At 74.1% G+C, this 21,810-nt stretch carries 21 protein-coding genes and 1 tRNA gene; 4 read left to right on the forward strand and 18 right to left on the reverse strand.

Annotated elements, in window-relative coordinates; all coding sequences use genetic code 11:
• The 6 genes from ACZ6ZR_RS10465 to ACZ6ZR_RS10490 all read right to left on the reverse strand — a co-directional run.
• On the reverse strand, positions 1 to 963 hold a 963-nt coding region (locus tag ACZ6ZR_RS10465), incomplete at its 3' end, for a DUF2079 domain-containing protein (RefSeq protein ID WP_465641416.1).
• A 1-nt stretch (position 964) separates the two neighbouring features.
• Positions 965 to 2,215, reverse strand: a complete 1,251-nt coding sequence (locus tag ACZ6ZR_RS10470) for a glycosyltransferase 87 family protein (RefSeq protein WP_465641418.1) — start codon at positions 2,213 to 2,215, stop codon at positions 965 to 967.
• 180 nt (positions 2,216 to 2,395) lie between these two features.
• Complete coding sequence (locus ACZ6ZR_RS10475) at positions 2,396 to 3,859, reverse strand: penicillin-binding transpeptidase domain-containing protein (protein WP_465641579.1); 1,464 nt, start codon at positions 3,857 to 3,859, stop codon at positions 2,396 to 2,398.
• Between the two features lie 56 nt (positions 3,860 to 3,915).
• Complete coding sequence (locus ACZ6ZR_RS10480) at positions 3,916 to 5,265, reverse strand: FtsW/RodA/SpoVE family cell cycle protein (protein ID WP_465641419.1); 1,350 nt, start codon at positions 5,263 to 5,265, stop codon at positions 3,916 to 3,918.
• Between the two features lie 68 nt (positions 5,266 to 5,333).
• Positions 5,334 to 5,843: a DUF1269 domain-containing protein gene (locus ACZ6ZR_RS10485; protein ID WP_465641421.1), complete on the reverse strand. Its 510-nt coding sequence runs from the start codon at positions 5,841 to 5,843 to the stop codon at positions 5,334 to 5,336.
• Between the two features lie 242 nt (positions 5,844 to 6,085).
• Positions 6,086 to 7,267: an FAD-dependent monooxygenase gene (locus ACZ6ZR_RS10490; protein WP_465641422.1), complete on the reverse strand. Its 1,182-nt coding sequence runs from the start codon at positions 7,265 to 7,267 to the stop codon at positions 6,086 to 6,088.
• 93 nt (positions 7,268 to 7,360) lie between these two features.
• Here ACZ6ZR_RS10490 and ACZ6ZR_RS10495 point away from each other — a divergent pair, with 93 nt between their 5' ends.
• From ACZ6ZR_RS10495 to ACZ6ZR_RS10505, 3 genes are all read left to right on the forward strand, one after another.
• The gene (locus ACZ6ZR_RS10495; RefSeq protein WP_465641424.1) at positions 7,361 to 8,059 is read left to right on the forward strand and encodes a TetR/AcrR family transcriptional regulator; all 699 of its coding nucleotides are present in this window, start codon (positions 7,361 to 7,363) and stop codon (positions 8,057 to 8,059) included.
• A 74-nt stretch (positions 8,060 to 8,133) separates the two neighbouring features.
• Complete coding sequence (locus tag ACZ6ZR_RS10500; RefSeq protein ID WP_465641425.1) at positions 8,134 to 9,420, forward strand: VWA domain-containing protein; 1,287 nt, start codon at positions 8,134 to 8,136, stop codon at positions 9,418 to 9,420.
• Positions 9,421 to 9,422: 2 nt separating this feature from the next.
• Positions 9,423 to 10,274 carry a peptidase gene (locus ACZ6ZR_RS10505; RefSeq protein ID WP_465641427.1) on the forward strand — a complete coding sequence of 284 codons (852 nt, stop codon included), beginning with the start codon at positions 9,423 to 9,425 and terminating at the stop codon, positions 10,272 to 10,274.
• 195 nt (positions 10,275 to 10,469) lie between these two features.
• Here the strand turns inward: ACZ6ZR_RS10505 and ACZ6ZR_RS10510 are convergent, their stop codons facing one another.
• The 12 genes from ACZ6ZR_RS10510 to ACZ6ZR_RS10565 all read right to left on the reverse strand — a co-directional run bounded on the left by ACZ6ZR_RS10510 (position 10,470) and on the right by ACZ6ZR_RS10565 (position 21,141).
• Positions 10,470 to 11,408: a GNAT family N-acetyltransferase gene (locus tag ACZ6ZR_RS10510; protein ID WP_465641429.1), complete on the reverse strand. Its 939-nt coding sequence runs from the start codon at positions 11,406 to 11,408 to the stop codon at positions 10,470 to 10,472.
• Positions 11,409 to 11,610: 202 nt separating this feature from the next.
• Entirely contained in the window at positions 11,611 to 13,167 is a 1,557-nt protein-coding gene (locus ACZ6ZR_RS10515) for a M28 family metallopeptidase (protein WP_465641431.1), read from the reverse strand.
• 128 nt (positions 13,168 to 13,295) lie between these two features.
• Positions 13,296 to 13,961 (reverse strand): NAD(P)-dependent oxidoreductase, encoded by a 666-nt coding sequence (locus ACZ6ZR_RS10520; protein WP_465641432.1) that lies wholly within the window; start codon positions 13,959 to 13,961, stop codon positions 13,296 to 13,298.
• 80 nt (positions 13,962 to 14,041) lie between these two features.
• Complete coding sequence (locus ACZ6ZR_RS10525) at positions 14,042 to 14,404, reverse strand: cupin domain-containing protein (RefSeq protein WP_465641434.1); 363 nt, start codon at positions 14,402 to 14,404, stop codon at positions 14,042 to 14,044.
• A gap of 433 nt (positions 14,405 to 14,837) precedes the next feature.
• Positions 14,838 to 14,911: transfer RNA gene (locus ACZ6ZR_RS10530), tRNA-Ala, on the reverse strand.
• Positions 14,912 to 14,967: 56 nt separating this feature from the next.
• Entirely contained in the window at positions 14,968 to 16,005 is a 1,038-nt protein-coding gene (sepX, locus tag ACZ6ZR_RS10535; RefSeq protein WP_465641436.1) for a divisome protein SepX/GlpR, read from the reverse strand.
• Positions 16,006 to 16,155: 150 nt separating this feature from the next.
• Positions 16,156 to 16,782, reverse strand: a complete 627-nt coding sequence (locus ACZ6ZR_RS10540; RefSeq protein WP_465641581.1) for a GNAT family N-acetyltransferase — start codon at positions 16,780 to 16,782, stop codon at positions 16,156 to 16,158.
• The gene (locus tag ACZ6ZR_RS10545; protein WP_465641437.1) at positions 16,779 to 17,300 is read right to left on the reverse strand and encodes a MogA/MoaB family molybdenum cofactor biosynthesis protein; all 522 of its coding nucleotides are present in this window, start codon (positions 17,298 to 17,300) and stop codon (positions 16,779 to 16,781) included. Before ACZ6ZR_RS10545 ends, ACZ6ZR_RS10540 begins: the two co-directional genes overlap by 4 nt.
• On the reverse strand, positions 17,297 to 17,728 hold the full coding sequence (gene moaC / locus ACZ6ZR_RS10550; RefSeq protein ID WP_465641583.1) for a cyclic pyranopterin monophosphate synthase MoaC: 432 nt from the start codon (positions 17,726 to 17,728) through the stop codon (positions 17,297 to 17,299). Before moaC ends, ACZ6ZR_RS10545 begins: the two co-directional genes overlap by 4 nt.
• A gap of 115 nt (positions 17,729 to 17,843) precedes the next feature.
• Positions 17,844 to 19,145 (reverse strand): molybdotransferase-like divisome protein Glp, encoded by a 1,302-nt coding sequence (gene glp / locus ACZ6ZR_RS10555; RefSeq protein ID WP_465641439.1) that lies wholly within the window; start codon positions 19,143 to 19,145, stop codon positions 17,844 to 17,846.
• Positions 19,146 to 19,164: 19 nt separating this feature from the next.
• A complete protein-coding gene (galU, locus tag ACZ6ZR_RS10560) occupies positions 19,165 to 20,082 on the reverse strand; it encodes a UTP--glucose-1-phosphate uridylyltransferase GalU (RefSeq protein WP_465641440.1) in 918 nt (305 codons plus the stop codon).
• A gap of 72 nt (positions 20,083 to 20,154) precedes the next feature.
• Complete coding sequence (locus ACZ6ZR_RS10565) at positions 20,155 to 21,141, reverse strand: GGDEF domain-containing protein (protein ID WP_465641442.1); 987 nt, start codon at positions 21,139 to 21,141, stop codon at positions 20,155 to 20,157.
• An 80-nt stretch (positions 21,142 to 21,221) separates the two neighbouring features.
• Here ACZ6ZR_RS10565 and ACZ6ZR_RS10570 point away from each other — a divergent pair, with 80 nt between their 5' ends.
• Positions 21,222 to 21,809 carry a 5-formyltetrahydrofolate cyclo-ligase gene (locus ACZ6ZR_RS10570; protein WP_465641444.1) on the forward strand — a complete coding sequence of 196 codons (588 nt, stop codon included), beginning with the start codon at positions 21,222 to 21,224 and terminating at the stop codon, positions 21,807 to 21,809.
• The last annotated feature ends 1 nt before the right edge of the window (position 21,810 follow it).

The raw sequence follows: 21,810 nt of genomic DNA on the forward strand, positions 1-21,810 counted from the left end.
GCGCAGCGGCAGGGCCAGGGTGGTGACGAGCAGCCAGAGCAGCAGCAGCGGCTTGAGCGGGGCGTCGAAGGCGGCCTTCACCAGCAGCAGCGGATCGCCCAGCACGTTGCGCAGGGCGTCGCCGCCGTCGGTGCCGAGCGCGGTGTAGTTCCAGTAGTAGCCGGGCTCGCCGCCCATCGCCGGGATCAGCCAGCCGACCGTGACGGCGGCCGCCACCGGCCCCGCCACCAGCAGGCCGAGGCCGGTGAGCAGCCCGCGCCGGTCGCCGTCCCGGCGGGTGCGCAGCGCCAGCACCAGCCCGTACGCGGCGACCACCAGACCGAGGTCCTCCTTGGTGCAGCAGAGCAGCACCGCCGCCACCAGCACCCCGCCGTAGCGGCGGGCCTGGCCGCGCTCGAACATCAGCAGGGTGAGCGGGGCGGCGAAGGCCACCTCGTGGAAGCCGCCGCGGGCGGCGACCAGCAGCGGCCAGCCCAGCACGTACACCAGCCCGGTGAGGTCCACCGCGCGGCGGGCGGTGCGCGGGTCGGCGGCGGCGAAGGCGCGGGTGGCGATCCGGCGGGCCAGCGGGACCCCGGCGGCGAACAGCAGGGCCTGACCGAGGATCAGCGAGCGCGGGTCGTCCCAGATCCAGTAGAGCGGGGCGAGCAGCGCCAGCACCGGGGAGAAGTGGTCGCCCAGCAGCGAGAAGCCGGGCGGGAACTCGTGGTGATAGGTCTTCAGGGAGGAGACCGGGAGCCCGAAGTGGGCGTAGCCGCGCACCCCCTGGTCGAAGATCCCGAGGTCGAAGCCGCCGAGCTGGACCGAGCTCCACTGCTGGAGGCCGATCGCCAGCAGCACCAGGAAGCCGCCGAGCGTGGTGGCCGGCCCCCGGTACCGGGCGTCGCGCCACCACGCGGGGGCGGGCGGCGCCCCGGTCGGTCGGACGGCGGTCGGCGCGGGGCGTACGGCGGGTGAGGTCACGTCAGCTCTGCTCGGTCAGCACGGGTACGGCGGGGGCGGTCGGCAGCGCGGCGGGCCGGCGCAGACGGCGGTGCAGTCTCACCGCCGTGACGCCGAGCACGGCGAGGCCGAGCAGCGGGTACGGCGAGGCCGGCGGCTGCCACCAGGGCTCGATGCCGAGCCCACTGCGTTTGGGCACGACCCACAGGGTATGCGAGAAGAAGACCAGGGCGGTGGCACCGAGCAGCCACCCCCAGCGGCGGTCCCGCCAGGCCAGCGCGCGGGCCGACTCCTGGGCCGCCTCGGCACCGAGCAGCACCAGCAGCGGCACGCACCAGACCCAGTGGTGGCTCCAGCTGATCGGCGAGATCAGCACCCCGGTCAGCGCGACGGTGACCACGCCCCAGGCCTCGGCCCGGCGCAGCACCCGGGTGGAGCGCCCGGCCAGCGTGGCGATGGCGAACCCGGCCAGCGCGACCAGCGCGCCGGCGGCCAGGCCGGTGAGGCCGGGCTGGTTGGTGGAGAGCAGCCGGGCGACCATGCCGCGCACCGACTGGTTGTCCACCAGCTCGGTGACGCCCACCCGGCGGGAGTCCCAGAGGTGTTCGGTCCAGAAGCCGAAGGAGTCGCCGGGGAGCGCCACCGCGCCGAGCAGCACGGTGGAGACGAAGACCCCGCCGGAGACCAGCGCCGCCCTGATCCGGCCGGTCAGCAGCAGGTAGACCGCGAAGACCCCGGGGGTGAGCTTGATGCCCATGGCCAGGCCGATGCCGAGGCCCTTGAGGCGGTGGCCGTCGGCCCGGGTGAGGTCCCACAGGACCAGGCAGGCCAGCAGCAGGTTGATCTGCCCGTACTGGAAGGTGGTGTAGACGGGCTCCAGGAAGACCCCGGCGCCGGTGGCCAGCAGCAGCGCGGCCGGGCGGTCCACCCGGCGGGGCCAGCCGACCAGCTTGAAGGAGAGGTGCACCAGCAGGGCCAGCAGGGCGACGTTGGCCAGGGTGACCAGCACCCGCAGCAGCGCGACGTCGAACCAGCCGGCCGGCACGAAGAGCATCGCCGCGAACGGCGGATAGGTCGCCGCCAGGTCCCAGCCCGGCAGCCGCATGGCGTACAGGTCCCGCCCGTCGGCGACGGCCTCGCCCTCGGCCCGGTAGACCAGCATGTCGACCATGTTGAAGCCGTGCAGGTGCCGCACCACGGCGAAGGCCGAGAGCAGCACCACAGCCGCGCAGAGCGCGGAGCCGACCGTCGCCCGTGCGCCCCGGTCAGCCACGCCGCCCCGCAGCCCTGCGGGGGACACGACGGGTTCTGGCGCGTGACGGCATGGAATATCCCCCTGGGAGCGGAATGAACCGAATCACCCTAACGGAGCCCTCCCGAGCCGGAGGTGACCCCCGCCACACCTGCTGTCACAGCTCTGTCACCGGTTGATGAGAAGGGCCCGGAAAGGGTCTCAGCCACCGTTCAGCACCGCCTGCATGACGGAGCGTGCGATCGGCGCGGCCAGCCCGCCGCCGGTGACGTCGGTGGCGGCGCTGTCGGCGATGACCACGGCGACGGCCACCGGGGGGACCCCGGAGGAGCCGCTCGGCCTGGCCCAGGAGATGAACCAGGCGTACGGGACGCCGGAGTTGTCCACGCCCTGCTGGGCGGTGCCGGTCTTGCCGCCGACGGTGGCGCCGGGGATCCGGGCGTTGCGGCCGGTGCCGTTCTCCACCACGTCGGTCATCAGTCGCTGCACCTGGCCGGCCACCTGCGGGGTCAGCGCCTGCCGGTACAGGGCGGGCTTCATGACCTGGACCGAGGTGCCGTCGGACTTGGCCAGCCGGTCCACCAGCTGAGGGTGCATCACCGCGCCGTTGTTGGCGACCCCGGCCGCGACCATCGCCATCACCAGCGGGGTGGCGGCGGTGTCGTACTGGCCGATGGAGGAGAGCGCGACCTGCGAGGCGTTCATCTTCGTGTCGAAGTTGGACCGGGCGGCGCGGACCGGGACGTCCAGCTTGGCGTCGTTGAAGCCGAAGTTCTCCGCCATGGCGGTCATCTTCTCCAAACCGACCTGGGTGCCGAGCCAGCCCATGACGGAGTTGCAGGAGAGCACCATGGCCCGGTCCAGCGACTGGCCGGGCGAGTCGCAGGCGGTGGTGTCGTTGACCAGCTCCGTGGTGGTGCCGGGCATCACGAAGGGGTACGGGGCGCCGGTCGGGGCGTTGATGTCGGTGACCACGCCGCCTGCCAGCGCGGCCGCCGAGGTGACCACCTTGAACGTCGAGCCGGGCGGGTAGATCTGACGGAGCGCCCGGTTGAGCATCGGCTGGTTCCTGTCGGCCTGGAGCCTGTTCCAGGCCTCCTGGTCGGCGGTGGAGGAGCCGGCGAAGCCGCCCGGGTCGTAGGAGGGGGTGGAGGCCAGCGCGAGGATCCGCCCGGTGGCCGGCTCGATCGCGGCGACGGCCCCGGTCTGCCCGCCGAGCCCCTTCAGCGCCGCCTGCTGGGCGGCCTTGCTGATGGTGGTGTAGACGTCGCCGCCGGGGTTCTGCTTGCGGGCGATCTCGTCCCAGAGCGCCCAGCTCGCCAGCCGGGTGTCGGTCCCGGAGAGCAGGTCGTCCTCCACGCCCTCGATCTGGGTGTTGCCGTAGGTCTGCGAGGAGTACCCGGTGACGGCCGCGTACGCCGGGCCGTCGGTGTAGGTGCGCTTGTACGCGTACCGGCCGCCGGTCTGCGTGGAGCCGGTGAGCGGGTCGCCGCCGACCAGGATGTTGCCGCGCGGCTGGGCGTAGCGCTGGATGGTCTCGCGCTGGTTGGCCGGGTTGTCGTCCAGCTCCTGGGCCTGGAACACCTGCACGTAGCTGGCCTGGCCGACCAGCGCCAGGATCAGCAGCAAGCAGAAGGTGCCGGCCCGGCGGCCGGTGGTGGAGATGCCCGGCAGGCCCTGCGGGCCGCCGGTGGAGGTGGCGCCCTGACGGCGTCTCAGCTTCACTCCTGGGCCTCCGAGACCTCCGGGGCGGGGCGGCGGGCCTGGTCGCTCGTCCGGACCAGCAGCGCCACGATGATCCAGTTGGTCACCACCGAGGAACCGCCCTGGGCGATGAAGGGCAGGGTCATACCGGTCAGCGGGATCAGCCCGAGCACCCCGCCGGCCACCACGAAGAGCTGCAGCCCGACGATCGCGGCCAGGCCGATCGCCAGCAGCCGGCCGAACGGGTCGCGCAGCGCGATGCCGGTCCGGAAGCCCCGCGAGATCAGCAGCGCGTACAGCAGGAAGACCGCGACCAGCCCGGCCAGGCCCAGCTCCTCGCCGATGGTGGCCAGGATGAAATCGGACTTGGCGGCGAAGCCGATCAGGATCGAGTGGCCCTCGCCCAGGCCGGTGCCGAGCACCCCGCCCCAGGCGAAGGCGAACAGCGACTGGGCGATCTGGTTGGCCCCCTCCCCCGCCGCGATCGAGCCCAGCGGGTCCAGCCAGGCCGTCACCCGGCTGTGCACGTGCGGGGAGAGCCAGCCCACCGCGACCGCTCCGACCGCCGCCAGGAAGAGGCCGATGGCGATCCAGCCGCTGCGGGCGGTGGCCACGTAGAGCATCACCACGAACAGGCCGAAGAAGAGGAGCGAGGTGCCGAGGTCGGTCTCCAGCACCAGCACCCCGACGAAGGCGGCCCAGATCAGCAGCACCGGGCCGAGGTCCCGGCCGCGCGGGAACTGGAACCTCCACAGCTTCTTCCCGGTCAGCGCGAGGGCGTCCCGGTGCACGGCCAGGTAGGCGGCGAAGAAGATCGCGAGGAGGATCTTGGCGAACTCACCGGGCTGGAAGGAGAGCGGCCCGACGGTGATCCAGATCCGCGAGCCGTACACCGGCGGGAAGAAGATCGGCAGGATCAGCAGCACCAGTGCCACCAGCGCGCCCACGTACGCGTAGCGGCGCAGCAGCCGGTGGTCGCGCAGCAGCACCACCACGGCGATGAACAGCGCCACCCCGAGGGTGGACCAGAGCAGCTGGGTGGGGGCCGCCTCGCTCTTCGGGGTCGCCCGGTCCAGGCGGTAGATGACGACCAGTCCGATCCCGTTCAGCAGGATCGCGATCGGCAGCAGCAGCGGGTCCGCGTACGGGGCCTTCCACCGGATCACGCCGTGCGCCAGCAGCGCCAGCACGCCGAGCGCGGCCCCGTAGCCGACCGCGCCGGAGGGCACCGAACCGTCGATGTTGACGCCGACCTCGACGTAGCCGAAGACGGCGACCAGCACGGCGCCCAGGACGAGGGCGAGTTCGGTGTTGCGGCGGGTGGCCGGCCGCGCGGGCGGCGCGGTGGCGGTGACTCGCGAGGCCACGGACCTCCTGTCGCTGTCGGTGGGTCAGGCCGGGGCCGGGGCCTGCGCCCCGGCCTCCTGAGGGTCGGTCAGACGGCGGCCGGGCTCCCGCCGCGGGACGCCTCCACGGTGGCGCGCAGCTCGGCCTCGGCCTCGGCGCTCAGCGAGGTCTGGATGATCTGGCCGCCGTACCGGGCCAGCGCCGGCACCACCTTGTCGGCGGTGGCCTTGCGGACCAGCAGGAAGACGGCGGCGCTGCCCGGCTGGAGGTGCTCGCCGACCTGCCGCATGAAGTTGTCGTCGACCCCCACGTCGGTGGAGGCACCGACCGCCGCACCGGTGGCACCGCCGACGGCCGCCCCGAGGAACGGCATGAAGAACAGCAGCCCGATCACCCCGCCCCAGAGCGCACCCGAGGCAGCTCCCGCACCGGTGGTGGAGACGGCCTGGTGCAGCTTGATCTTCCCGTCCTGGCGCCGCTCGACGACGACGGCGTCCTCCAGTTCGATCAGCTTCTGCTTCTGCAGGCCGACCGCCTCGGCACGGACCTGCTCGGCGGTGGCGAGGTCGGGGTAGGCGATCGCGAACAGGTTGCTCACGGGGAGGTCCTTCCAACTCGACTGGCTTCTCCGCGCACCCTAACCGGGATTAGCCATATTTATTGGCCTTAGTAGGGGTGTGTCCTGATTTAGCCGCCCACCCCCGGCGGGGCCCACGAGAGACAGGCTTCAACCGCCCCGCCGAGCCCGCCGCAGGCGACTCACCCCACCCTCTCCAATCACCCCCCGCAGCTCGCCACAGGCGGCCCCTCTCCCGCCCCACCAAGCCCGCCGCAGGCGGCTCAACGGTGGGCGGGCACCGCCCGGTAGTCGGGGAGGTCCATGGTGGCGGCCTTCTGACCCTCCGCCAGCATCCAGGCCAGGACCTTCGGGCGGTTGAGCATCGCGTCACGGAGGCGCCCGCCGATCCGGCCCGGGGCGAGGAACTTGCCGGTGCGGTCGCCGCCCTTCTGGCAGCGTTCGGCGTAGGGGCGGACCAGCCGCTCGTACGCGGCGAAGGCCGCGCGGTGGTCGTCGGCGTGACGGGCGAGTTCGCCGGCCAGGACGTAGGCGGCGACCACCGCGGTGCCGGTGCCCATGCCGCCGATGGTCGCGCCGCAGGCCGCGTCGCCGAGCAGCACCGTCCGCCCGGCCGCCCAGCCCGAGACGTCGGCACGGCTGATCGAGTCGAGGTAGAGCTCCTCCGCGCCGCGCAGCGAGGCGAGCATCGCGGGCACCTCCCACCCGAGCCCGGCCAGCCGTTCGGCGATCAGCGCCTTCTGCTGCCCGAGGTCGTGCCGGTCGTACCCGATCCGCGGGGCGGCGAAGACCACGAAGGCGTCCGCCACCGCCGGGTCCGGGTGGCCGCCGCCGAGCTGGGCGAGGACGCCGGGGACGTTGAGGCCGACGGTCTCCCGGCCGAGGCCGAGGTGGTTGGGCAGCTTCCAGGTGGCGGCGTAGTAGCCGAGGTGGGTGACGTACCGCTCCTCCGGCCCGAAGGCGATCCGACGGACGGTGGAGTGCAGCCCGTCCGCGCCGACCACCAGGTCGAAGCGCCGCGGCGCACCCCGCCGGAAGGTCACTTCCACTCCTTCGCCCGTCTCGGTCAGCCCGGTCACCGAGTCCCCGAAGAGGTACTCGGTGTGCGGGAGTCCGGCCTCGTACAGCACCCGGACCAGGTCACCGCGGTACACCTCGACCTCCCCACCGGTGAACTCGGCGGGCAGCGCCAGCCGCTGACGCCCCGTCCGGTCGAGGTAGCGGCCGGCCCGGCCGCCGGTGTCCAGCCCGCGCAGCCGCTCCAGCACGCCGGTGCGCTCCAGCACCGTCAGGTGGGCCTCGCCGCGGAAGTCGACGGCCTGGCCGCCCTCCCGCAGGGCGGGGGCGGATTCGACCACCGTGACCTCGTAGCCGTACCGGCCGAGCCAGTACGCCAGCGCCGTACCCGCGATCCCGGCCCCCGAGACCAGCACGCTCCCGCCCATGGTGAACCCCCTCCGTGAAACTGTGTCCGGCGGACACTGTCGATACCGTGTACGGTAGACGCAGTTTCGGTGCGGACGCAAGGGGAGCTTGGAATGAGCGAGGAACTCGACCCGGCCGCACGGCTGCTGTGGGGCCCGCCGCCCACCGCCACCCGGGGCCCCAAGGCGGCGCTGACCCTGGAGGGGATCGCCCGTGCGGGCATCGCCGTCGCCGACGCCGAGGGGCTGGCGGCGGTCTCCATGCAGCGGGTGGCCGGCGCGCTCGACTACACCAAGATGGCGCTCTACCGGTACGTGCCGGGCAAGGCCGAGCTGGTCGCGCTGATGGCCGAGCAGGCGATCGGCGCGCCCCCCGAGGCGGCCGCCCCCGGCTGGCGGGCGGCGCTCACCGCCTGGGCGCACGGGCTGGCCGAGGTGTTCGGCGCGCACCCCTGGCTGCTGGAGGCCACCCTCGGCCCGCGCCTGCTCGGCCCGGCCGAACTCGCCTGGATGGAGCAGGCGGTGGCCGCCCTGGACGGCACCCCGCTGACCGGCGCCGAGCGGCTGGACACCGTCGCGGTGCTGGCCGGGCACGTCCGTTCGCTGGCGCAGCAGACCCGGGCCGTCGACGGCGACTCCCCCGAGGCCCGACTGGCCGCGGCCGTCGGCTCCCTGATCGACAGTCACCGGGAGCGCTTCCCGGCCACCGCCGCCGCGATGGCCTCCGTCCGGCCGGAGCAGCGGGACGCGGCACTGGACTTCGGGCTCGACCGCCTCCTGGACGGGCTCGCGGTGCTCATCGACGGCCGCTGACCGCCGCCGGAGGGGTGGCCGGAACCCCACGGGGGCCTTTGGAGCGGGGAACTGATGATCCATAGGATGCGGCGGTGACCACCAGACGACGACGAACGCCGGCCCGCCCGCTCGGGTTGCTGGCCGCCCTGGCGATATCCGCCGGGGCCCTGCTGCACGGATTCCCGGCCCAGGCCGACGAGTTGGGGGTCGAGCCGCCCCGGGTCGACCTGGTGCTCGACGTGAGCGGCTCGATGCGCGCGACCGACATCCAGGGCAAGAGCCGGATGGAGGTGGCCCAGCAGTCGATCAGGGAGGTGATCGACGCGCTGCCGGACGAGACCCATTTCGGCATCCGCACCCTCGGCGCCACCTACCCGGGCAACGACAAGAACGAGGGCTGCAAGGACACCCGGCAGCTCTTCCCGGTCGGCAAGACCGACAAGACCGAGGCCAAGACCGCCGTCGCCACCCTGCGGCCGACCGGCTGGACCCCGATCGGCCTGGCCCTGCGCGGCGCCGCCCAGGACGTCGGCACCGGCAGCACCACCCGCCGGATCGTGCTGATCACCGACGGCGAGGACTCCTGCGCCCCGCCGGACCCGTGCGAGGTGGCCCGCGAACTGGCGGCCGCCGGCACCCACCTGGTGGTCGACACCCTGGGCCTGGCCCACGACGAGAAGACCCGTCAGCAGCTGCTCTGCATCGCCAACGCCACCGGCGGCACCTTCACCGACGTGCAGAGCCAGCAGCAGCTGACCGACAAGGTCAAGCAGCTGGTCAAGCGCGCGGGCACCACCAACCGGACAGCCCCGGCCAAGGCCACCGGCACCGAGCAGTGCGATACCGCCCCGGTGCTGGCCCCCGGCGTCTACAGCGACCGGGAGAAGTTCTCCGAGCTCCGGGTCTACCGGGTCGCGGTCCGCCCCGGCCAGGAGCTGCGGGCCTCGGTCTCGCTCTCGCTGGACCGGGCGCTGGCCCGGGACTACGGCGTCCTGCTGAAGGCCACCGACACCGGCGGCCAGGAGCTGGTCCGCGGCAACGACGCGGGCAGCGGCCGCACCGACGTGGCCTCCACGGGCGTGCGCTGGTCCTCCGGCAAGAAGGCCACCGCCACCCCGACGACCGGTCAGCAGGCCGACACCGTCTGCCTGGTGGTCAGCAACTCCTTCGCCCCGGCCCCCGGCGTCGCCGCCGAGCCCGGCCTGCCGCTGGAGCTGACCGTCGACCTGGCCGCCGCCTCCCCCGCCCCCGACGGCTGGTCCGCCGGCCTCGGGCGCGGCTGGGTGCTGCTGCTGGTGCTCACCCTGGCCGGCCTGCTGGCCGGCCTGGTCTTCGGCTGGCTGGCACGCTGGCGGATCGCGGTCTGGCGGGAGAACTGACGATGCGTACGACGACCCTCCTGAAGCGCTGCTCCGCGGTGCTGCTCGCGGCACCGCTGCTGCTGGCCGCCTCCCCGTCCCCGTCCTCCTCTGGATCGCCCAAGCCGGTGACCGACGCGGGCACCTCCTTCCTGACCGCCACCACGCTGGCCTCCGGGCAGGGCGCGGACGTCCCGGCCTCCACCGGTGACTACCTGTACTGGGCCTTCGCCGCCGCCGAGGGGCGGACGGTGACGGTGGACGTCAACGTCACCCTGCCGCCGTCCGCCGAGCGGCACGGCCCGCAGAGCTGGTCGGTGGAGTTCTTCGACGGCCTGCGCCGCCGCCAGTCCTGCACCTCCGGGCCGCAGGACGCCACCGCCCAGCAGGCCGACCCGGCCCTGACGCTGCGCTGCACCCTGCGGCAGGTCCGCTCCTGGGCCGAGCCCTGGTCCGGCGACCCGCTCCCCGGCACCTACTACGTCCGGCTGACGGCCGGTCAGGTGCCGCAGCAGGACCTCGGTCTGGCCGCCCAGGTGAAGCTCAAGCTCACCGAGCGCGGCGGGGCGGGCGACGCCCAGCCCGAGGGCGGGGAGCTCAAGGCCCCGCTGGTCCCGCCGGTGAACTCCGGCGTCACCGGCACCGCGCCCACCGCCGCCCCGTCCGCCTCCGCCTCGGAGCGCGCCGTCGCCCCGGGCGAGGAGGACGAGGCCTGGTACTCCGCCGCCGTCACCGGGGCCAACACCCGCTGGTACTGGACGGTGGCCGGCGGCATCCTGGCCGCCCTGGCCGGCGTCGCGGGCTACCGCCTCACCCGCCACCCCCGCGGCCACCGCCCGGCCGGACCGCCGCCGCAGGCACCGAGCGGCTACTGACCCAGGCTGGGCGGTTCGGAAGGGCAGCGACCCAGGGGCGCGGGGAACTGCGCGCTGCGGTAGGCGATGACCCGTGTGCCGGGTACGGAGTTTCACTTGCAAGTGAGCGTCCGTACCCGGCACACGGGTCTCGTTCTTCCGTCTCGCGCAGTTCCCCGCGCCCCTGACCGCCCTACGGGCGGCCCGGAGGCGCGGCTAACCCTCCGTCAGGACCAGGCGGACGCCGAAGCGGTGGTAGCCGGCCCGGTCGAAGGCGGCGGCCATCGGGGCGTTGTCGGCGTCGGTGTCGGCGCCGATGCGCTCGGCGCCCCGGGCGGCGTGGAAGCGGGTGATCTCGCCGAGCAGCTCGTCCACGTACCCGCGCCCGCGCAGAGCGGGGAGCACTCCGAGGTAGCCGACCACCGGACCGCCCTGGTTGGCGGAGGGCAGCGCGAAGCCGACCGGTTCGCCCTCGGGGGTGTGCGCCGTCAGCCACCAGGAACGGTCGCCGGGCATCTGGAGGTAGCACTCCAGGGTCTCCCTGGCCTGTCCCTCCCCGCCCAGCCGGGCCAGGCCGCGCACGGTGTCGTCGTCGATCGAGCCCTCCGCCGTCCGCCGGAACAGCTCCACGAAGACCTCGTCGTCGGGTTCGGCGGTGAAGACCAGCCCCCCGCCCGCCGCCGGCACCGGCGCGCCGGGCTTCCACTCGTACCGGTAGCGCTCCAGCTTCCCGCCCAGGCCGCTCCGCCCGGCGGCGGCCAGCCGCCAGTCGAGGGCCGCGGACACGGCCGGGTCGTCCCGCCAGTCCGGGGCGAGGAAGAGGTGCCACTCGGGCAGCCCCCAGCCGGCGGCGCGGAAGGAGTCGTGCGCGGCGGCCAGCAGCGCGACCGCCAACGCGACCCGGTCGGTCACCTCGGGCGCGACCCAGACGCAGTCCAGGGCGAGCGGACGGTCGCCCTCGGGGAAGGTCCACCAGACGGCGCGGGCCAGCATCCGGCCCTCGCCGTCCTCGGCGATCCAGGTGTGCTCGGGGCGGTAGGCACCGCTGTCGAGCATCGAGCGGTAGCGCTCGGGGTCGGCCCAGGAGACGGGCTCGTCGACGGTGCAGGAGAGCACCCGGCCGAGGTCGGCCGGGGTGGTGGGACGGAAGGTCACTCGGGCAGTAACACGGAAGGGCACGCTGCCTCCGGGCAGTCAGGAGGCGCTTCCGGAGCGGCTAGCGAGCCGTACGGGAAGGAAGCGCCGACAGGATGTGGGTGTACATCGCGGTACCTCCTTCCTCCGCGCGAGGCGGACCTGGCGCCGGGTGCGCCATCGCGGTGGACGCTACCCGGCACCGGCCCTGACCCGCAATCAGTTATTCGGCGGCCTCGCTGCCGTGCCCCGCGTGCAGGCCGCCACCGCCGCCCTGCCCGCCGGAGGTGTTCTCCGGGGCGACCGGAACCGAGAGCGAGGAGAGGTCCCAGGCGTAGGTGCCGACCGCGTTGGCGATCACGTCGATGTTGCGGTCGAAGGCCTTGAGGTCCAGGTTGGACAGGTCGTCGCAGGCCTGGTGGTAGCACTTGTCGAAGGCCGTCCCGGCGGTGCCGCCGTACGTCGCCGCCTGCGCCGCGCTCTTGACGCCCTCGGCCCCGGTGAAGGTGCCGCCGGCCGGGATGCCCGCCTCGATGAACGGGCCGTAGTCGGAGCGGCCGGTGAAGTCGGTGCCCTCGTGCGGCAGGTGACGCCTGTCCAGTGAGCCGTTGAGCAGCCGCTCGATCTGGGCCGAACCGGCCGGGCCGGGGCCCGAGCCGACGTGGTCGGAGTCGTCGCCGTCGTAGACGAACTGGGCCGCGTTGGGCGAGGCGATCATGTCGAAGTTGAGGTAGAGCTTGATCTTCGCCCGCTGCGCCTCGGAGAGCGAGGCCACGTACGTCTCGGAGCCGACCAGGCCGAACTCCTCGGCCGACCACCAGGCGAACCGCACCTTGTTCTTCACCTGACGGTCCGCCAGGCTGCGGGCCACCTCCAGGACGCCCGCCGAGCCGGAGCCGTTGTCGTTGATGCCCGGGCCCTCGGTGACCGAGTCCAGGTGGGCGCCGACCATCACGGTGTTCGCCTCGTCGCCGCCCCTGGTCTCGGCGATCACGTTCCAGGTCTTCCGCTTCTCCACCAGGGTCTTGATGTCCAGGCTGACGGTGACCGGCCCGGCCGCCGCCGCGGCCGCCAGCGCCTCGCCCGCCGCCTGGGTGACGCCGCCGACCGGCACCCTGCCGGCCGCCGGGTCGCCCAGGGTGCCGCCCAGCTCGCCCGGGACGTTGTTGTAGACCACCGCGCCGACCGCCCCGGCCTCCGCCGCGGTGGCCTGCTTGACCGCGAAGGTGCAGCCGCCGCGCCTGATCAGCGCGATCCTCCCGGTGAACGCCCCGGCCGGGTAGTCCGCCGCCTCGCAGCCGGTGGTGGCGTCCACCGCCACCACCGCCAGCTGGGCCGTCAGCCCGCCCGCCGGGCCGCTCGGCGAGTAGGTCATCGCCTTCAGCGGCACGTCCTCGGCCGTCGGGGCGACCACCCGCAGCTTCTGGGTGAGCGCCTGGTTGAAGGTGTACTCGAACTCGTTCCGGGAGACCTTCAGCCCGGCCTCCGCCGCCTTCCGGGCCACGTACTCGGCCGAGGCCGCGTGCCCGGCCGAACCGGCCACCCGGGTTCCGCCGTTGCGGTCGGCGATCCGCTGGAGCTGCTCCAGGGTCCGGAAGGCGTCCTTCCCACTGCTCCGCTCGACCAGCTTGGCGGCCAGCTGGGCCGCCTTCCTGGCCGGGTCGGGGCCGTGGCCGCCGCCGTGGGCGGCCGCTCCGGTGGCCCCGACCAGCAGGACGGGGGTGGTCAGGGCGGCCACCGCGAGGGCGGCCAGGGCGGCGCGACGGGTTCGAACGTTCACGGGCGAGTCCTCCGACGGATCGTCAGTTGCACCTGGGAACAGCGGTGCTGGTGACCGTAGCGACCTCGCCTCCCGGTGAACACCGGACGCACAGAAGCGGTCTCCGGCCCTCCGGTACTCCCGTCTCCTCAGGAGGCCACCGCCACCGTCCGTCCCACGCCCTCTCCGCTGCCCACCAGGTCGAGCATGCAGTGCGCCACGTCGGCCCGCGACACCGAGGTGCCGCCGCGTACGTTCCGGTCCAGGGCGGTCCGGTAACGGCCCGTCAGCGGACGGTCCGTCAGCCTCGGCGGCCGGACCACCGTCCAGTCCAGCCCGCTGGCCCGCACCGCGTCCTCCATCCGCGCCAGGTCCGCATACCGCTCCCGCAGCGCCGCCTTCACGATCGGCGCCAGCAGCCGGCGGGTGAGCAGGTCGTCCCCCGGGTCGTGCCGCGGTGGGTGCGGCCGGTCCGGGGAAGCCACCGTGCCGACCGGCCCCGCGCTCACCACCAGCAGCCGCCGCACCCCCTCCCCCCGCATCGCCCCGGCGATCGCCCGGGTGCCGCGCTCCGCCACCCCGATGTCCCCCTTGCCCCGGGCCCCGAGCGCCGACAGCACCGCGTCCGCCCCGGCCACCGCCTCCAGCAGCTCCGCCCCCGGCGCCGCCAGGTCCACCCCCACCACCCGGGCCCCACTGCCGGCCAGCTCCCCCGGGCGGCGCACCGCCGCCGTCACCTCGTGCCCCGCCGCGACGGCCTGCTCCAGCACCAGCCGTCCGATGCCGCCCGTGGCGGCGAAAACCGTGATCCTCATGCTGCCCGCTCCCTCGGTCGATGCCGTGTCCTCACAGCACCGACGTACCGGGAGCGGGAAGTGTGACGGGCCCGCGACGGCTACCGCTTCGCGTAGTCCGCGTAGCCCTGCCAGTCCAGGAACACGCAGGGCTCGTCGCCCAGCACCCAGGCGTCGTGCCCCGGCTCGATCACCGCGACGTCCCCCGGGCCGAGGTCCTGCTCCGCACCGTCGTCCATCCGGATCCGCATCCGGCCCGAGACGCAGTACCCCACGTGCGATGCCATGCAGCTGTCCGTCCCGGCGATCGGCTTCACGTGCTCCGACCACCGCCACCCCGGCTCGAAGGTCCCCTGCCCCACCTGGGCCCCACCCAGGTCCACCAGGTCCAGCCGCCCCTTGTCCGCCTCGAACGGACGGGTCTCGTCGGCCTCGTCGAATCTCTTCCTGATCAGAGCAGCCATCACGGCCTCCCTCGATCGGCCGCCCGCCAGGCCTGACCGCCACGCGGGCGGACTCCTGTCTCCACGGTACGCCCGCACCACCTGGGCGCACTCCTGACGGCGGGTCAGGCGGCTCCGGCACCGCCTGCGGAAAGGTTCGCCGGCAGTTTCTGTTATCGCTCACAATTCCGGAGGTCTCCTGCTGGGAAGCACCAACCGATCGTGAGATGGCCAGTGCCCCAGCACCACGGCCATGATCGCCCGGGCGACGGGACCGGTGACCGGATCGATGACGGGTGCCACCAACTCCTCCGCGCCCGTTTCGCCGATCCCGACCGGGGGTCCGGCAAGGACCTCGCCGCCACCGGCCCGGGCCCGCCCGACGCGCCGTCAGCTGCCGCACAACGCAGAAGTCCCGCCCGGTCACGAGGACCGAGCGGGACTTCCTGTTGGGTGGAGCTGAGGGGATTCGAACCCCTGACCCCCTCGATGCGAACGAGGTGCGCTACCGGACTGCGCCACAGCCCCAACGAGAAGAAACTCTAGCACCTTCCGGACGGGGCCCGTGACCACCCCTCACCTGGCTACTCGTTCGCGGCGCGGGGGCGGGACGGGTAGTCGGCCTCGGCGGCCGGGTCGGGGCGCGGGTCGGCGTACTGGTCGAAGAGCGGGGTGTTGGCGCGGCCGGAGTCCCAGGCGGTGGCGCGGGCGTCGAGGCCGGGGGTGGTGCGCGGGGCGACCGGGGCGGTGACGTAGGTGGGGAGCGGGACGGGGACGGGCTCCCAGGAGTCGGGGCCGGCCGGGGCGCAGTCGCGCATGCCGTCCACCCACTCCTCGTGGTCGGTGGCCTCGACCAGGGCGGAGTCGGTGGTGGCCAGGCGCAGGTGCGGGTGCGGGCGGGCGGAGCGGCCGGTGGCCGCCTCCCGGGCCGGGGCGGCGTCCTGACGGGGCATCGGGGCGGGGGCGGCGGGAGCGGGGGCAGGGGCGGCGGCGGCCGCGCGGGTCTGCTCGCGCTCGCGCAGCCGCTCGGCGGCGTGGGCCGCCCGGGTGCGGTCGAGCTTCACCTCGAAGCGCTGGCGCTCCAGGCGGCGCAGGTGGGCGATGTAGAGGGTCAGCAGCAGCGCGGGTACGGCGGGGATCCAGAGGAAGGACACGCCGAGCACCGCGGCGGCGACCGCTCCGGCCGCGAAGGCCAGGAAGAGGGTGGTGACCATCCGTCGGCGGCGCGCCAGCAGCCGGGCCCGGCGCTCGACCGAGCCGTGCGCAGGCTCGCGAGCGGGGGTGGACGGGGCCACGGGGGCGGGGGCGCCGGCCGGGGCCGGGGCCGCGTTCGCGTCGGGCAGGTCGTCGACCGCGAGGGCCTCGGTAGGCACTCCCGCGGGGTCGCCTGGGGCACCGGGGACGGGTTCGTCGCCGGTGTCGGACTGGGAGGTCTCCTCGCCGAGTGCCCTGGATGCCCGCCGCTCCATGGCCGACCGTCCGGCCAGCAGGCGGATCGCGGTACTGAAGCGTTCCGTAGGACGGGCCTCGTTGAGCTCGTCCTGCCTGCGGAGCCACATCGGCACCAGATAGGCGGCCCAGGCTCCTACGATGACCGCGTAGATAAGGCCGCTACTGCTCACGTTTCACACGGTACGGGCGCGGGGGAAGGCCCGGCAGCAATTTGGCGCGGCGTGTCGTGTGATCAAGCTGATTCTCCGACTATTTTGCCGGTATTTGTGACCACTCGCCCCGGCCGCGATGCCATATCGATATGTATTTCGAACACTTATTCAATTACCGGGCGTGGTACGGCCCCTGACCCACCGCCAGCGGTTCAGCATGCCCTCCGGGACCTCTTCCGCGGTGAGTGCGTACACCAGGTGGTCGCGCCAGTCGCCGTCGATGTGGAGGTAGCGCGGGCGCATTCCCTCCTCGCGGAAGCCGAGCTTCTCGGCCACCCGCCGGCTCGGCCGGTTCTCCGGCCGGATGCAGACCTCGATCCGGTGCAGCCCGAGCCCGGTGAAGCAGTGGTCCACGGCCAGCGCCACGGCGGTCGGCATGATGCCCCGCCCGGCCACCGACTCGTCCACCCAGTAGCCGACGTTGGCCGAGCACATCGAGCCCCAGGTGATCCCACCCACCGTCAGCTGCCCGACCAGGCGGCCCCGGTGGAGCACCACGAAGGGCAGCATCCGCCCGGCCGCGGCCTCGTGCCGCAGGTAACGGGCCATCTGCCGGAAGGTCGGCCGGGCGGAGACGGGGCGGGCGCTGCCGGCCGGGGGCACGGTCGCCTCCCAGCGGCGCAGCCAGTCCCGGTTGCGCTGGCTGAGCTCCTGCCAGGCCCGCTGGTCGCGGACCCGGATCGGGCGCAACGCGACGTCGCCCTCCAGGAGTTCGACCTGCCAGGAGGCGTTCAGGAGGTACTCCCCTCATCAACGGCAGCCGGGCCGCCGGCGGCGGCCGGGCGGGGGTGGTCCCCGCCGCCGAGCTGGTCCACCGCGTGCGGGAGCAGCGGCGTCAGCACGGCGATGCCGTCCTTGACGCCTCCGGTGGAGCCCGGCAGGTTGACGATCAGGGTACGTCCGGCCAGCCCGGCCAGCCCCCGGGACAGTGCCGAGGTGGGCACCTTCTCGCGCCCGTACGCCCGGATGGCCTCCGCGATGCCGGGGATCTGACGGTCGATCACCCGGGCGGTCATCTCCGGGGTGAGGTCCATCGGCGAGATGCCGGTGCCGCCGGTGGTCACCACCACGTCGTACCCGGCCGCCACGGCGGCCCGCAGCGCGGCCTCCACCGGCTCGCCGTCCGGCACCACCTGCGGGCCGTCCACCGCGAAGCCCATCGCCCGCAGGCCCTCGGCGACCAGCGGGCCGCCCTTGTCCTGGTACACCCCGGCGGAGGCCCGGTTGGAGACCGTCAGGGCCAGCGCCTTCACTGCTGCACCGCCCAGTCGCCGCTCTTGCCACCGGTCTTGGAGAGCACCCGGACGGCCTCGATGGTGGCGCCCTTGTCCACCGCCTTGACCATGTCGATCACGGTCAGCCCGGCCACCGCGACGGCGGTCAGCGCCTCCATCTCCACGCCCGTCCGGTCGGCCGTCCGCACGGTGGCGGTGATCTCGACCGCGTCGTCGGCGACGGTGAGGTCGACGGTGACGCCGGAGATGGCGATCGGGTGGCAGAGCGGGATCAGGTCGGGGGTCTTCTTGGCCCCCATGATCCCGGCAATCCGGGCCACCGCGAGGGCGTCGCCCTTGGGCACGCCGGCGCCGCGCAGCAGCGCGACCACCTCGGCGGAGACCAGCACCCGCCCGGCCGCGACGGCCGTGCGGACGGTGGTGGCCTTCTCGGAGACGTCCACCATGCGCGCGGCGCCGGTCTCGTCGACGTGGGTGAGGCGGGGTGTACGGGGTGCTTCGGACACGGGAACTCCACGGTGGCGCAGGCGAATACCGCGCTACCGTACAGCCAGCGGAGGCTCAGTCCGTGAGCAGGACCACGTCGACGTCGGTTCCCGCCGCGAGCCGCGTCTCATCCTCCGGGACGGTGATCAGGCAGTTCGCCCGGGCCAGCGCGCCGACCAGGTGCGAGCCCTCGCCGCCGACCGGGGCCACCGTGCCGTCCGGGGAGTGCCAGCCGCGCAGGAACTGCCGCCGCCCGGCGGGCGAGCGCAGGTCGGCCGTGGTCCGGGCCCGGACCACCGGGCGGTGCACGTCGGCGGCGCCCAGCATGGTGCGGATCACCGGGCGGACGAAGAGCTCGAAGGAGATGTACGCGGAGACCGGGTTGCCCGGCAGGGCGAGCAGCGGGGTGCCCTGGAGCCGTCCGAAGCCCTGCGGCTTGCCGGGCTGCATGCGGAGCTTGCGGAAGTCCATGTCGCCGTACTCGGCGAAGACCTCCTTGACCACGTCGTACGCGCCGACGCTGACCCCGCCGGAGGTGACGATCAGGTCGGCCCGGCCGAGCTGGTCCTCCAGCACCGAGCGGAGCACCGACGCGTCGTCAGGAACCCCGCCCACCCGGTAGGCGATGGCGCCGGCGGCCTGGGCGGCGGCGGTCAGGGTGAAGCTGTTGGAGTCGGAGATCTGCCCGGGGCCGACCGGTTCGCCGGGCTGCACCAGCTCGCTGCCGGTGGAGAGCACCACCACCCGGGGGCGGGGCACCGCCTTCACGGTGGCCCGGCCGATGGCGGCCAGCAGGCCGAGCTGGGTGGGGCCGAGCAGGGCGCCCGCGTCCAGCACCTTCTCCCCGGCCGGCAGGTCGCTGCCCCGGCGGCGGATGTGCTGCCCGGCCTCGACCGGGCGGAGCACCCGGACCTCCTCGGGGCCCTCGGGCGCCGCGGTCATCGCCTCGGCGGCGATCCCGGTGCCGGAGCCGCCGTCGGTCCACTCGACCGGGGCGACCGCCTCGGCGCCGGGCGGCACCGGGGCGCCGGTCATGATCCTGGCCGCCTGGCCCGGGCCCACCTTGGGGAGCTCACCGGCCCCGGCGGCGATCTCGCCGACCACCGGGAGCACCGACGGGTACTGCTCGGTGGCGCCCTGGGTGTCGGCGGTGCGGACGGCGTAGCCGTCCATCGAGCTGTTGTCGAAGGGCGGCAGGTCGACCCCGGACACCACGTCCTCGGCCAGCCGGCAGCCCTGGGCGTCGAGCAGCTGGAGCTCGATCGCCGGGAGCGGGCCGACACCTGACAGCACGTCACTCAGGTGCTCGGCCACGCTCCACATGCGCGGCGGTGCCGGGACCTCTTCGCAGCAGGAATCAGCAGTGGTCCCGGTCATCGCCTCACTCGCCTTCTGGTCAGTCCTGCATCTCGGCGGCGACGAAGTCCTTCAGCCAGCCGCGGAACTCCGGGCCGAGGTCCTCACGTTCGCACGCGAGACGGACGATAGCGCGAAGGTAGTCGGCGCGGTCGCCGGTGTCGTAACGGCGGCCCTTGAACAGCACGCCGTGCACCGGACCGCCCTCGTTCTCGTCCCGGGCGGCCAGGGTGCGCAGCGCGTCGGTCAGCTGGATCTCGCCGCCGCGGCCGGGCTCGGTCTCGCGCAGCACGTCGAAGACGGCCGGGTCGAGGATGTAACGGCCGATCACGGCGTAGTTCGACGGGGCGTCGGCGGTGTCCGGCTTCTCCACCAGGTCGGTGATCCGGAAGACGTCCTCGCCGAAGCCGTTGGCCTTGACGGCGGCGCAGCCGTAGAGGTGGATCTGCTCCGGCTCGACCTCCATCAGGGCCACCACCGAGCCGCCCAGCTCCTGCTGGACCTCGATCATGCGGGCCAGCAGCGGGTCGCGCGGGTCGATCAGGTCGTCGCCGAGCAGGACCGCGAACGGCTGGCCGGCCACGTGCTGCTCGGCCACCGAGACGGCGTGGCCGAGGCCCTTCGGGTCGCCCTGGCGGACGTAGTGCATGTTGGCCAGCTGGACGGACTCCTGCACGCGGCGCAGCTTGTCCTTGTCGCCCTTGCGGGCGAGCAGCTCCTCCAGCTCGTAGGCGCGGTCGAAGTGGTCCTCGAGGGCGCGCTTGTTCCGGCCGGTGACCATCAGTATGTCGGAGAGGCCGGCGGCCGCCGCCTCCTCCACCACGTACTGGATCGCGGGCTTGTCGACGACCGGCAGCATCTCCTTCGGGGTGGCCTTGGTCGCGGGGAGGAAGCGGGTCCCCAGTCCGGCGGCAGGCACCACGGCCTTGGTCACGGGGATGCGGGCGTTCGTCGTCATGTGTCAGACCTTATCGGGGCGGAATTCCGCCACACTGAGAGCTGGGTGAACCGATCGTGAACTGCCGAACCGTCAGGAACCCGGCTCGGCTGCGACGACCGGAGTGTGGGCAGCACCGGCCGGGGTGAGGGTGGCCTTGCCGGTACAGGGCGACAGAGTACCGGGGATTTGTTGCGACTCCGTGCGGGGAGTATCGGCGGCCTCGACCCGGACCGTTCCCACGCGCTCCGGCCGGGGATTCCGGCGACGCTCCGGCTGCCCTTCCGACCCGCCTTCCTCTGCCCCTTCCGCCTCGTGTTCCGCCTCGTGTTCCGCCTTCACGACCGCGCGTTCCGCCGGGGCCGGGTCGGCCAGGCGCCGCCAGCCGTCGCCGCCGCCCGCCCGGGCCGCCGCCAGCGCGCGGTCGGCCGCGCGCAGCAGCAGCGCCGCGTGCCCGCCGTCCTCGGGCAGCACCGCGATGCCGACCGCCGCCGTCAGACCGTTCCCGCTGACCGGGCGCCGGGGGGCCGGGCCGGCCGGGGACCAGTCCAGCAGCTGGTGCCGGCGCACCGTCCAGCAGAGCCGTTCGGCCACGTGCGCCGCGCCCTCCGGGCCGGTGTCCGGCAGCACCACCAGGAACTCCTCGCCGCCGTACCGGCCGAGGGTGTCGGAGCGGCGGATCTCCACGCTGAGCCGCTGCGCCAGGTCGCGCAGCACCGCGTTCCCCCGGCCGCGGCCGTGCTCGGCCACCACCGCGTCGAACCCGGCGATCTCCAGCATCAGCAGCGCCAGCGGGCGGGGCGGCGCCCCCGGGTCGACCCGGCGGGCCCGCTCCACCTCGCGGTCCAGGGTGAGTTGGAGGTGCCGGTAGTTCCACACACCGGTCAGCGGGTCGCACGAGGCGGTGCGCTGGAGCGCGTCCCGCTCGGCCGTCAGCTCGGCCAGCTGCCGCCGCAGCTCCGCCTCCCTCGTCTCGGCGGCCGTCGCCGACCGGCGCAGCCGGCCGCCCGTCAGCACGGCGGCGCCCAGCGCGGGCAGGCTGAGCCCGGCCAGCGCCTGGAGGAGCAACGGGGTGGACATCCGGGGCCTTCCACATGACAGGCTCTCGGCACCCGGCGGGGATCGCGCCGACCGGGCCGGAGCGGACCAGGGAGTATCCCGTGCACAACGACAAAGCCGCACTGAGGACACGGCTGCTCGACGCACGTCGGGCGCTCACCCCCGAGCAGCGGGCGCACGCCGCCACCGCACTCGCCGCGCACGCCGGGGCGCTCGCCCGGCCCGGCGACACCGTCGCGGCCTACGTCTCGGTCGGCGGCGAGCCCGGCACCCGCCCCCTGCTGGACGCGCTGCGCGCGGCCGGAGCCCGGGTGCTGCTGCCCGTCCTGCTGCCCGACAACGACCTGGACTGGGCCGAGTACACCGGCCCCGACGCCCTCGCCCCGGCCGACCGCGGCCTGCTCGAACCCACCGGCCCCCGGCTCGGCCCGGACGCGGTGGCCGGCGCCGCCCTGGTCCTCCTCCCCGGCCTGGCCGTCGACCGACGGGGCGTCAGGCTCGGCCGCGGCGGCGGTTCCTACGACCGCGTCCTGGCCCGCCTCGCCCGCCTCGCCGCCACCCCGGTCCTGGCCACCCTCCTGCACGAGGCCGAGCTGCTCCCCGAAGTCCCCGCCGAAACGCACGACCTCCCGGTCCACGCCGCCGTCACCCCGTCCGGGGTCCACTGGTTCGGCGCGGCCGGAGCCTGAC

It is taken from the genome of Kitasatospora sp. NPDC088742 (genome assembly GCF_055584905.1).

Bases quoted from the DNA above. Each gene is read 5' to 3' on its own strand.
- ACZ6ZR_RS10490 (WP_465641422.1), bottom strand. From the start codon at position 7,267: ATGGGCGGGAGCGTGCTGGTCTCGGGGGCCGGGATCGCGGGTACGGCG.
- ACZ6ZR_RS10495 (WP_465641424.1), top strand. From the start codon at position 7,361: ATGAGCGAGGAACTCGACCCGGCCGCACGGCTGCTGTGGGGCCCGCCG.
- ACZ6ZR_RS10505 (WP_465641427.1), top strand. From the start codon at position 9,423: ATGCGTACGACGACCCTCCTGAAGCGCTGCTCCGCGGTGCTGCTCGCG.
- ACZ6ZR_RS10520 (WP_465641432.1), bottom strand. From the start codon at position 13,961: ATGAGGATCACGGTTTTCGCCGCCACGGGCGGCATCGGACGGCTGGTG.
- ACZ6ZR_RS10525 (WP_465641434.1), bottom strand. From the start codon at position 14,404: ATGGCTGCTCTGATCAGGAAGAGATTCGACGAGGCCGACGAGACCCGT.
- moaC (WP_465641583.1), bottom strand. From the start codon at position 17,728: ATGGTGGACGTCTCCGAGAAGGCCACCACCGTCCGCACGGCCGTCGCG.
- glp (WP_465641439.1), bottom strand. From the start codon at position 19,145: ATGACCGGGACCACTGCTGATTCCTGCTGCGAAGAGGTCCCGGCACCG.
- galU (WP_465641440.1), bottom strand. From the start codon at position 20,082: ATGACGACGAACGCCCGCATCCCCGTGACCAAGGCCGTGGTGCCTGCC.
- ACZ6ZR_RS10565 (WP_465641442.1), bottom strand. From the start codon at position 21,141: ATGTCCACCCCGTTGCTCCTCCAGGCGCTGGCCGGGCTCAGCCTGCCC.